The following is a 10,531-nucleotide window of genomic DNA, read 5'->3' on the forward strand; positions in this document are numbered from 1 at the left end:
CTTGTCCTTCCGTGATGTCGACGGTCTTGCGTTCACCGTTTCCATCGACCGCAGGAATCCCTTGACCTCGGGGGATGTCCGTTGCCCGCCCAGGCCACCGTTCCGGTGCTGATCAGCGCGGCTCTGGACGCGGTGGCCACCGCCGACCTCGTGGCCGGGCTGGGCCAACTACTACCGTCGCTCCCCTGCTGGCGACACCACGCTCAACACGCCCGTCTCCGGAGGTGGCCTCGGGGGACGGCTGCTGGGTGGCGTTTTACGGTGAACCTCCCCGGACCGGTCTCGCTTGTGGGGAGGATGAGATGTATTCGCCCAGGGACGCGGTGAGCGGGGGTCGATCGTGAACGACGGATTGGTGACCAGGCGCAGCGCCCGGGGTGTCGGAGAGACGATCTCCGCGCTGAGAGCTGAGGCGGAACGCGTAGGCGCTGCGGTGGTGGCGGTGGTCGATCATGCGGCGGGTGCGAGACGACGGCCAGCCCGGCTCGCTGATCACCTGGCAGGACGCGGCGTACCTCGCCCAGCGCTACGGACTGGGCGAGGACCAGCTTGCACCCCTGAACGCCCCAGCCAAGATCGCCTCCGCGATCGACGGCCGATGAGCACGGCCCGAATCGGCCGCACATCCCGCACGAGGGACCTCGGCGCCGTCCGGATCGGCGGCATCGCGGTCCGTACGGTGATCACCCGCAGCCCGTGGGCATGCCTGCTGTCACCGGCTCCCGCACCCGCTCGACCGAACCGCTGAGGGGGCCGCTGGGCCGGGTCAGCCGCCCCGGTTCAGCCGCTCCAAGACCCCGGCGGCGACCAGACCGTACGCGACGTACGGTAGGAAATCCTCGAGCCAACCCTCGGTGCCCCAGCGGCGGGGATCGGTCACCCCGAGCGCGGCCATCGCCCCGTCGGCCAGCAGCATGCCTCCGACCCCGATCATTCCCGCCGCCACGGGCAGCGCTGGCCGCCGCCGCCCGGCGAGCGCCGCGAAGAGCGACACGGCCGACACTCCGTTGACGAACCCGAACACGGGCCCGAACCCGGCGCGCCGCTTCGCCGCCCGGTCTGCCGGCCCCAGGTTCACGTGGGCCAGATCCGCCATCCGCTGCACGGCGCGCTCGTGGGTGTCACTCATCGGGCGAGCGCGGACGCCCACGTCGAGATTGCTGAACACTTCGCGGGCGAGCGTCGCGGCGGCACCGGCCACGATCCCGTTCGTCAGGCTTTCCAGCCGGCCCCTTGCCATGAGATCACCTCGGCCTTGTCCGCTGTCGCGCGCATCCCGCCGACCTCTGGTCGTGGTGTCCGGCATACCCAATCCCTGCCACGTCATCTCTGCCGGACAGGCCGCCGGCTCAGCCACCTGCGGCGGCCGCGCCCCGTCGCGACTGCACGAGGCCGGCCTCGCGGAGAACAGCAGGGCCGACGCGTCGATGTGCTCTTCGCCAACGCGGGCGGAGGATCATTCAACGATGCCGTTGCGTCTCTCACCCCCGGCCCCATTGACACCCCCGGCATCACCGGCCTCGCCCTCGACGAGAAGACCAGATCTGAGCACCTCCGCGCCGCAACGCCACCTGCCACCGAGGGGAGACCCCGTTACGCCCCGGCGGACGCCACGCCGTTGCGATACTGACCCGAGACCTCGGGAACACGCCAGGTGGCACTTGCGCGACCGACGAGGGTCCGGCGGACGGACGCGCCCCCACAACTACTTCCAAGAGGAATCATGCCCAGCGAGACCGATCCCGGATTCACACTGTCCCTGCACAACATCACCATCACGGTCAGCGACATCGACGACGCCGTCCGGTGGTGGCACGACGTCTTCGGGATGAACGAGACGGCCCGGTCTCGGTTCGACGCCATCGACGCCGACGTCGCCTACGTCGAAGGCCACGGTTTCCGGCTCGAACTGCTTCAGCCCGCCAACGGCTATCGCGTGTCCGACATGTTCCTCGATCCACCGGACCATGTCCGACCCATCGGCAACAAGGCCCTCGTCCTGCGGGTGGACGACCTCGCACAGGCCACCAGCCGGTTTCGGGAGCTCGGCGTGGTCATCGTCTGGGACCAGTTGGACCTCGGCGACGGAAGCGTCTCGACCGCCATCCGGGACACCGACGGCAACTTCATCAACGTCTTCCAAGCCGGCGCCAGCCCGGTCGGCTGAGCCGACCCCGCACCACGCGGTTCGGCCAGGCCTGAAGGCGTACCGCCGGAGCCAGCCCACCTTGGCCGGTCCGACGTGAGGACGGTCCGCCACCACCAGAGCACGCTTCCCGGACAGGAGCACCAGATGAGAAGCGCAGGCGAACTGATGCGGTCCTACACCGCCACCATCGCCGACCCAGATGCCACGGCAGCACTGTTCACCGACGACGGCGTGATCGAACTGCCGTACCTGACGTCGATCGGGCTACCGCCCCGCATCGTTGGCCCGCACGAGATCCGCGCGTTCATCGTCGGCCTGCTCAAGGTGGTGCCCGACTTCGGCTTCGACGCCGTCGAGGTCCTCATCGAAACCCCGGACCAGGCTTTCGGCGAATACTCGGTAGAGCGCCGGACGGTGAGCGGCCGCATCTTCAGCCAGATGTACGCCGGCCGCCTCGTCGCCGAGAACGGTAAGATCAAGCTCCTCCGCGAGTCACTCGACCTCGTCCGAGCCGCCCGCGCCATGCTGCCCAACGGGGTGGCCGACATCCCTGCCGACCGGTAGGCGACGCCCGCCGCGACGGCTGCGCAAGACCATCGATGAGGTCAGGAAGCTCAGTTCCCGCGCAGACACCGATGGAGGTAATCGCCCATGACTACTCGTGATGTTGTCGAACAATTCTTCGGCCTGCTCGGTGGCGGTGCCAACCCGGATGACGTAGCCATGCTCTTCAGCGACAACATCGACTGGGACGTGCCCGGCTCGCCGTCGATGCCGTGGACGGGTAGGCGTTCCAGGCGTGCCGACGTCGCCGACTACCTGCGGACACTTGGCGCGAACGTCGTGCCGGAGGAGAACGTCGACGAGATCGAGACGATTGTGTACGACGGTGACCACGCGGTGATGCTGGGACGGTTTGGACGCGTCGCTCGCAACACCGGCCGACGGTACGAGATGGCCGTGGCCATGCATTTCCAGGTCAGCGGTGACAAGATTGTCAAGTTTCGCCTCTACGAGGACTCGTTTCAGGTCGCCAACGCCTACGCCGAATAACGGGAAGATCATCGGACGTCGGAGACGTGAGGATGTACGCGGTCCGGTCAGTGTCCCGCCGCTGACGCTTCACGACCGGGTCGCAGCATGCGGAGGTGCAGGCGCGCCGCCTCCTCCTGGTCGGTGATCTGACGTAGTGCGAGCCAGGCGGCCCCGATCGCCGGGTCCCCGGCGGTCGCGGCCGGGCCGGAGAGGGTGGCCAGGACCGCCGTTCGTACCGGCGTGGTGTTGGTCAGGAGGCTGCCGGCGAGCACGACGGGGCCGTCCGGTGGGCCCAACTCGCCAAGCGTGGCGACCAGTCGGGTGGCGGCCTCGGCGGTCAGCCGCTCGGCGAGGGCGTCGCCGGCCGTCGCGCCGGCGCAGACCAGGGGTGCCAGCGCGGCGAATGCCGCGGGTTGCTGGCGGCCGGCCCACTGCACGAGTTCGTCGCAGCTGGTCACGCCCGCCTGCGCCGCGATCGTGGCTGCCAGCCCGCCGTCGATCGTGGGACCCGACCAGGCCCGGGCGATCGAACGAACCGCCTGCAGGCCCAGCCACATGCCCGAGCCCTCGTCTCCCAGCAGCCAACCGAGACCGTCGACGGTGCGGCTGACGCGCCAGTCGTCGATTCGGGCGGCGACCGCGCCGGTGCCGGCGATGAGTACCGCTCCCGAGGGCGCCGGGGCGCCTGCCGCGAAGGCCGTCACCGCGTCGCCGACCACGGCGATCGGGCAGGTGAGCCCGCATTGGGCCCACTCGGCGGTGAAGGCCGCCGTGATCCCCGGATCCTCCATGATGCCCGCGCCGGCGATGCCTGCGACGCCGCTGCGTACGGATGCCGGGTCGTGCTCTCTTAAGGCCTCGCGCACCGCAGCGCCGATCGAGCGAGCAGCAGCCGGCCCCGCAGCCGTCGGGTTGCCCGGACCTGCGGCGCCGCGCCCCACCACTGTGCCGTCCCGCGTCGCGACGACCGCCCGGGACGCCGTGCCTCCGGCGTCGACACCGAGTACCAGAACCATGTCCAAAATCGAAGCATAGAAATTTTCTATTGACTAGACATCGATGTGGTCGTAATTTTCATGCTCATAGCTAACCGATGAAAAGGATGATCACCAGTGACGGGTGAGAGTGGCGGGCTGCTGGTGCGGCTCCGCATGGAGGGACCCACCATGCCGGAGGCCCTGGCGAAGATCGCCGAGGCCATCCTCGACGATCCGGAGACGGCGGCGCACGCCAGCATCGTCGACCTGGCCGAGCGATCCGGGACCTCCACCGCGACGGTCACCCGTTTCAGCCGGGCACTCGGCTTCAAGGGGTACGCCAACCTGCGCGTGGCCGTCGCGACCGAGACCGGGCGCGCCGAGCAGGCACGCTGGGAGACCGACATCTCCGGGGACATCGCGCCAGAGGACCCGATCGGCGGCGTCCTCGACGTGATCACCGCAGCGGACACCCGGGCCATCCAGGCGACCGCGTCCGGCCTGGACACGGCCGCTGTCGAACGGGTCGCGGCCGCGATCGCCACCGCCGGCCGAGTGGAGATCTTCGGGCTCGGCAGCAGCGGCACCGCCGGCAGCGAGATGGCGTTCCGACTCGAACGCATCCGCATCCCGGTGCGGTACCGCGCCGACACGCACACCGCCCTCACCAACGCCGCGCTGCTCGGGCCGGGCGACGTCGCGATCAGCCTGTCGCACTCCGGTCGGACCCGAGAGGCGATCGAGATGCTGGCCGAGGCCGCCGATCATGGCGCGCTGACCGTGGCGGTCACCTCGTACGCCCGTTCACCACTGGCCGAGGTCGCCGACGTCGTCTTCACCACGTCGGTGCACGAGACCACGTTCCGGCTCGCAGCCCTCTCCGCGCTGCACTCGCAGTTGCTGATCCTCGACCTCATCTACGTCGCCGTCGCGCAGCGCACCTACGAGCGCACCGCCGAAGCTCTCGAACTCACCGTGCGGGCCGTCGACGCACACCGGATGCCGGACACCAATGCGAACCGCAAGCGAGCACGGAAGGAAAAGCCGCTGTGACGATCACAAGCGCGGACTATGTCGAGGTCATCACCAGGACCATCGAACGTGTCGGCACCACCCAGGGCGACCGGGTGGCGCGGGCCGCCGATCTGCTGACCGCGACGCTGCAGGCCGGCGGGGTGATCCAGGCGTTCGGCTGCGGACACTCCGAGGCACTCGCCATGGAGATCGCCGGTCGGGCCGGCGGCCTCGTGCCCACCAACAAGATCGCCCTACGCGACATCGTCCTGTACGGCGGCGAGCCGACGAACGTGCTCACCGACCCGCAACTCGAACGCACACCCGACATCGCCCACCGCCTCTACGCACTCGCCCCGATCAAGCCCGACGACGCGTTCGTCATCGCCTCGAACTCCGGCGTCAATGGCGCGGTCGTGGAGATGGCACATCTGGTGAAGCAGCGCGGACACGCGCTGATCGCGATCACCTCGGTCGAGCACTCGGCCCGGGTCGACTCGCGGCACGACAGCGGGCTCAAGCTCGCCGACCTCGCCGACGTCGTGCTCGACAACGGCGCACCGTACGGCGACGCGTCCCTCGACTACGGCGACGGCGCTGTCGGGGCCGTCTCGTCGATCACCGCAGCACTGCTGGCCCAGCAGATCGTCACCGAAGTGGTGGCACGGCTGCTGGCGCTCAAGGTCACCCCGCCGGTCTACCTGTCCGACAACGTGCCGGGCGGGCGGGAACACAACAAACACATCGAAGCGCGGTACGCCGGGCGCATCCGGCGTACCGCATAGGGAAAAGGCCCAGCTGATGAACCGTTCATCCCTGTCCGGACCGTACCCCACGAGACGAACCGTGCTGCGCGCGGCGGTGACCGCCGGTGTGGCGCTACCCCTGCTGAGCGCCTGCGTGACCGGCGGCAGCGACGACGAGGACCGAGCCGCCGGAAACACCGGCGCCAAGAGCGCCGACAACCCGTTGGGCGTCAAGGCGGACGCGCCGCTCGAGGTCGTGATCTTCAAGGGCGGGTACGGCGACGAGTACGCCAAGCGCGCCGAGACGCTCTACGCCCAGAAGTACGCGGGCGCGAAAATCGACCATCAGGGCATCCAGAAGATCGGCGAGGCCCTGCAGCCCCGGTTCGTCGCGAACACCCCGCCGGACGTCGTGGACAACACCGGCGCGAACCGCCTCGACATCGCGACGCTGGTCTCCGCCAAGCAGGTCAGTGATCTCAGCGAGCTGCTCGACGCTCCCTCCTTCGACGACCCGGGCAGGACGGTGCGCGACACGCTGCTGCCCGGCGTTGTCGACGACGGCACGTTCGACACGGTGCCGCTGACGCTCAACTTCACCTACACCGTCTGGGGTCTCTGGTATTCCAAGCCGCTCTTCGCGTCGAAGGGCTGGACCTTCCCGACGACCTGGGACGACATGCTCACGCTCTGCGCGACCATCAAGGCGGCCGGCATCGCGCCCTGGACCTACCAGGGCAAGTACCCGGAGTACATCAACGACCCGCTGCTCGGCATGGCCGCCAAGACCGGCGGACCGGCGCTGATCAAGGCCGTCGACAACCTGGAGCCGAACGCCTGGAAGGCGCCGGGCCTGCTCGGCGCGGCCGAGGCGTTCGCCGAGCTGGCCGGCAAGGGTTACCTCATGTCCGGCTCCGAAGCGCTGTCGCACACCGAGGCGCAGGCCGCCTGGTCGCAGGGCAAGGCAGCGATCATCCCCTGCGGGTCCTGGTTGGAGAGCGAGCAGAAGGGCGTAACCCCAGCGAACTTCGACATGGTCATGGCCCCGGTGCCCTCAATCACGACGGCGGACGCTCTGAAGCACACCGCGGTGCAGGCGGCGAGCAGCGAATCGTTCCTGGTGCCGGCGAAGGCCAAGAATCCCGCTGGCGGTATGGAATATCTCCGGATCCTGTTCTCCAAGCAGTCGGCGAAGGCGTTCGCCGAGAGCGCCGGGACCCTGCCCGCCGTGGCTGGGGCCACCGACGGTCTCACGCTGAGCAGCGGCCTCGGCTCGGTGCGCGACGTGGTCCGGGCGGCCGGCACCGAGACCTTCACCTACCGCTTCCGCACCTGGTACGCCCCACTGGCCAAGGCCGTCGACGACGCCACCGGCGAACTGGTGAACCGGCGGATCACCGCCAGGCAGTGGTCGGACCGGATCCAGAAGGCGGCCGACGGGCTGGCCAAGGACTCCACTGTGAAGAAGTACACCCGCTGATGAGACACGGTCGGTGGCGGTTCCTGGCCGGCGCGCTGGTGCCAGCGCTGGTGCTGCACGCCGTGTTCGTGCTGTCGCCGTACGCGCAGGCCTTCTACCTGTCGCTGACCGACTGGACCGGCGTCGCCGGCGAGGCGCGCTTCGTCGGGGCGGGCAACTACGCCCGCCTCGGCGGCGACTCCCTCTTCCTGAACGCGGTCCGGAACAACGCGGTGATGCTGGTCGTGGTGCCACTGGTGACCATCGGCATCGGGTTGTTCCTGGCGAGCATGATGCACCTCGGTGGTCGCGGTGGACGACGGGGGATCGCGGGCTCCGGCGCGTACCAGATCGTCTATTTCTTCCCGCAGTTGTTGTCCCTGGTGGTCATCGCGGTGCTGTGGGGGTTCGTCTACAACCCCAACAACGGGCTGCTGAACGGGGCGCTGCGGTCGGTCGGCCTGGACGGCTTGACCCGGAGTTGGCTCGCGTCGCCGTCCCTGGCGCTGATCGCGGTGATGGCGGTGCTGGTCTGGTCGTCGGTGGGCTTCTACGTGGTGCTGTTCAGCGCGGCGATCGACAGCATTCCGCGGGAACTGTTCGAAGCGGCGTTGCTCGACGGCGCCGGCGGTTGGGCGACCTTCCGCACTGTGACGTTTCCGCTGATGCGAGAGAGCGTGCACGTCGCGTTCGTGTACCTGGGCATAGCCGCACTGGACGCCTTCGCCGTCGTCCAGGTGATGACCGTCGGGCCCGGCGGACCGGATGGCGCGACCGAGGTGATCGGGCTGTCGCTGTATCGCAACGCCTTCCAGTACGGGAAGTTCGGCTACGCCTCAGCCATGGGAGTCGCCCTGTTCTTCGCCACGCTGACCCTGGCCGTGCTGGCCCTGCGGTCGGGCCGCAAGGAGAGGCTGGAGCTGGCGTGACCGTGACGCGTGAGCGAGCAGCCGTCTCCACCCGGCCGGCCCCTGATGTTCCTGATCGACGGTCCTACGCGACATTTCCGGTGCACCTCGCCATGCTGGCCTGGGCGGTCGTCACCGCGCTTCCGCTGCTCTGGGCGGTAATCAGTTCGTTCAAGACCGACAACGAGATCCTGAACGATCCGTGGTCGCTTCCGGCCTCGCCGCAGTTCGACAACTGGTCCCGAGCGTGGACCCAGGCCAGTATCGGCCGCTACTTCCTCAACAGCGTCATCGTCGTGGGCTGCGCGCTACTGCTCACCATGCTGCTGGGCTCCCTGGTTGCCTATGCCCTGGCCCGCTACGAGTTCCGCGGTAACCGGCTCGTCTACTACACCTTCGTCGCGGCGATGTTCTTCCCGGTGTTCCTGGCGCTCGTGCCACTCTTCTTCGTCGTTCAACGGTTGGGGCTGCTGGGCACGTACCCCGGTCTGATCCTGGTCTACGCGGCGTACGCCGTGCCCTTCACGGTCTTCTTTCTGCACGCGTTCTTCCGCACGCTTCCCGGAGAGGTGGCGGAGGCGGCATTCATCGACGGCTGTTCGCACAGCGGAGTTTTCTTCCGCGTGATGCTGCCCATGGCCCGACCGGGCCTGGTGGCGGTCGGCATCTTCAATTTCCTCGGGCTCTGGAACCAGTATCTGCTGCCACTGGTCCTCAATCCCGACCCGGACCGGTACGTCCTGGCGCAGGGTCTGGCCGCCCTGTCGGTCAGCCAGGGGTATCGCAGCGACTGGAGCGGTCTGTTCGCCGGTTTGACCATCGCCATGCTGCCGGTGCTCGTCGCCTACGTCGCGTTCCAACGGCACATCCGCGCCGGTATGACCGCTGGCGCGGTCAAGTAGGTCCCCTTTCCACCCCCACCCATCGGAGGACCCGGCTCATGTCCATCGACAAACGTAGATCAATAGGGTTCGCAGGAGTAGCGGCCCTGCTCGGCACGCTGGCAGTCTTCACCAGCGCACCGAGTGCCTCCGCCGCCGAATGCGGCTACCTGTTCGACGACTTCTCCTACACATCGTCGAGCGACAGCTCACTGAACGCGCACGGCTGGACCCCGCGCAGCTACTCCGGCGGCCCGGGCGTGCCCGGAGCCACCTGGTCGCCGAACAGCATCACCTTCCCCACCGTCAGCGGCCAGAAGGTCATGCAGCTCACCGCCTCGACCGACGGCACCGGCGCCGGCACCAACCAGGCGGAGCTCTACAGCACCCAGAAGCGCTACCTCGAGGGCACGTACGCCAGCCGGGTGCGTTTCACCGACACCCCCACCAGTGGGAACGACGGCGACCACATCAACCAGACGTTCTTCACGATCAGTCCGTTGAACGGTGACCTCGACCCGACCTACAGCGAGCTGGACATCTCCGAGTACCTGCCCAACGGCGGGTGGGGCGAGACCGGCCCGATCAACTACCAGACCACCTGGTATACCTACCGCAACGAACCCTGGTACGCGGACAACCAGCACTCGGAGCAGCGCAGCAGCCTCAACGGCTGGCACGACCTGGTGGCGACGGTGGCCAACGGCCATGTCACCTACTACATCGACGGCGTCCAGGTGGGCGACCACTCGGGCAAGTTCTACCCCCGGCAGACCATGACGATCAACTGGAACCTCTGGTTCATCGACACGGCGACCCACACCGGCGGGCTGAGCACCTACATCCAGCAGGTCGACTGGGTGTTGTTCGCGAAGAACCAGGCGCTCACCCCCGCGCAGGTGACGTCGAAGACGGCGGCGTACCGCTCGGCGGGCAGCACGTTCGCGGACACGGTCGCCACGACGGGCACCTGCTCAAACCCGACGAACCCACCGACCACTCCACCGACCACTCCGCCGACGACCCCGCCCACCACACCGCCGTCGGCCGGCGACTGTTCCACCGCACCGGAGTGGGCCTTCGGCACCGTCTACACCGGCGGCCAGACCGTCAAGCACGAGAAGAGCAGGTACGGCGACCCGAGCGGTCCGTCGTCGGGTGACGGCAAGCACCTGTGGCGGGCGCGGCACTGGACGCAGGGATCCGAGCCAGGCTGGACCCAGCAGTGGGAGGATCTCGGCCGCTGCTGAGCGAAACCCAAACCAAGGGTACGGACGGCCGCTCGCCAGGCACGGCGAGCGGCCGTCCGGCTGCGTGTCAGCTGATGAGCGAGCAGAGCGTGCCGCCGGTTTGTCGGCAAGA

12 protein-coding genes are annotated in these 10,531 nt (G+C 68.4%); 10 read left to right on the top strand and 2 right to left on the bottom strand.

Going from position 1 to position 10,531, the window contains the following annotated elements; all coding sequences use genetic code 11:
• Positions 1-452: 452 nt before the first annotated feature.
• Positions 453-602 (top strand): hypothetical protein, encoded by a 150-nt coding sequence (locus ABZS40_RS29545; protein WP_354946894.1) that lies wholly within the window; start codon positions 453-455, stop codon positions 600-602.
• 164 nt (positions 603-766) lie between these two features.
• Here the strand turns inward: ABZS40_RS29545 and ABZS40_RS29550 are convergent, their stop codons facing one another.
• Positions 767-1,240 (bottom strand): hypothetical protein, encoded by a 474-nt coding sequence (locus ABZS40_RS29550; RefSeq protein ID WP_354946896.1) that lies wholly within the window; start codon positions 1,238-1,240, stop codon positions 767-769.
• A 483-nt stretch (positions 1,241-1,723) separates the two neighbouring features.
• On the opposite strand from ABZS40_RS29550, the gene ABZS40_RS29555 reads away from it, so the two are divergent.
• The 3 genes from ABZS40_RS29555 to ABZS40_RS29565 all read left to right on the top strand — a co-directional run bounded on the left by ABZS40_RS29555 (position 1,724) and on the right by ABZS40_RS29565 (position 3,202).
• Positions 1,724-2,167: a VOC family protein gene (locus ABZS40_RS29555; RefSeq protein ID WP_354946898.1), complete on the top strand. Its 444-nt coding sequence runs from the start codon at positions 1,724-1,726 to the stop codon at positions 2,165-2,167.
• 126 nt (positions 2,168-2,293) lie between these two features.
• Positions 2,294-2,713, top strand: a complete 420-nt coding sequence (locus tag ABZS40_RS29560; protein WP_354946900.1) for a nuclear transport factor 2 family protein — start codon at positions 2,294-2,296, stop codon at positions 2,711-2,713.
• 87 nt (positions 2,714-2,800) lie between these two features.
• Entirely contained in the window at positions 2,801-3,202 is a 402-nt protein-coding gene (locus ABZS40_RS29565) for a nuclear transport factor 2 family protein (protein WP_354946902.1), read from the top strand.
• Positions 3,203-3,249: 47 nt separating this feature from the next.
• On the opposite strand, the gene ABZS40_RS29570 is transcribed toward ABZS40_RS29565, so the two are convergent.
• Positions 3,250-4,200 (bottom strand): BadF/BadG/BcrA/BcrD ATPase family protein, encoded by a 951-nt coding sequence (locus ABZS40_RS29570; protein ID WP_354946904.1) that lies wholly within the window; start codon positions 4,198-4,200, stop codon positions 3,250-3,252.
• Between the two features lie 96 nt (positions 4,201-4,296).
• On the opposite strand from ABZS40_RS29570, the gene ABZS40_RS29575 reads away from it, so the two are divergent.
• From ABZS40_RS29575 to ABZS40_RS29600, 6 genes are read left to right on the top strand one after another with little or no spacing between them, the layout of a single operon-like run.
• A complete protein-coding gene (locus ABZS40_RS29575) occupies positions 4,297-5,214 on the top strand; it encodes a MurR/RpiR family transcriptional regulator (protein WP_354946906.1) in 918 nt (305 codons plus the stop codon).
• The gene (locus ABZS40_RS29580) at positions 5,211-5,960 is read left to right on the top strand and encodes an SIS domain-containing protein (protein WP_354946907.1); all 750 of its coding nucleotides are present in this window, start codon (positions 5,211-5,213) and stop codon (positions 5,958-5,960) included. The genes ABZS40_RS29575 and ABZS40_RS29580 overlap by 4 nt, the downstream gene beginning before the upstream one ends.
• Positions 5,961-5,976: 16 nt before the next feature.
• Positions 5,977-7,401, top strand: a complete 1,425-nt coding sequence (gene ngcE, locus ABZS40_RS29585; protein ID WP_354946908.1) for an N-acetylglucosamine/diacetylchitobiose ABC transporter substrate-binding protein — start codon at positions 5,977-5,979, stop codon at positions 7,399-7,401.
• A complete protein-coding gene (locus ABZS40_RS29590; protein ID WP_354946910.1) occupies positions 7,401-8,309 on the top strand; it encodes a sugar ABC transporter permease in 909 nt (302 codons plus the stop codon). Before ngcE ends, ABZS40_RS29590 begins: the two co-directional genes overlap by 1 nt.
• A complete protein-coding gene (locus tag ABZS40_RS29595; protein ID WP_354946912.1) occupies positions 8,306-9,190 on the top strand; it encodes a carbohydrate ABC transporter permease in 885 nt (294 codons plus the stop codon). The genes ABZS40_RS29590 and ABZS40_RS29595 overlap by 4 nt, the downstream gene beginning before the upstream one ends.
• 38 nt (positions 9,191-9,228) lie before the next feature.
• Positions 9,229-10,419: a glycosyl hydrolase gene (locus ABZS40_RS29600; RefSeq protein WP_354946914.1), complete on the top strand. Its 1,191-nt coding sequence runs from the start codon at positions 9,229-9,231 to the stop codon at positions 10,417-10,419.
• Positions 10,420-10,531: the final 112 nt, after the last annotated feature.

Source organism: Micromonospora sp. NPDC005324 (assembly GCF_040607155.1).
Lineage (GTDB): Bacteria > Actinomycetota > Actinomycetes > Mycobacteriales > Micromonosporaceae > Micromonospora > Micromonospora trifolii.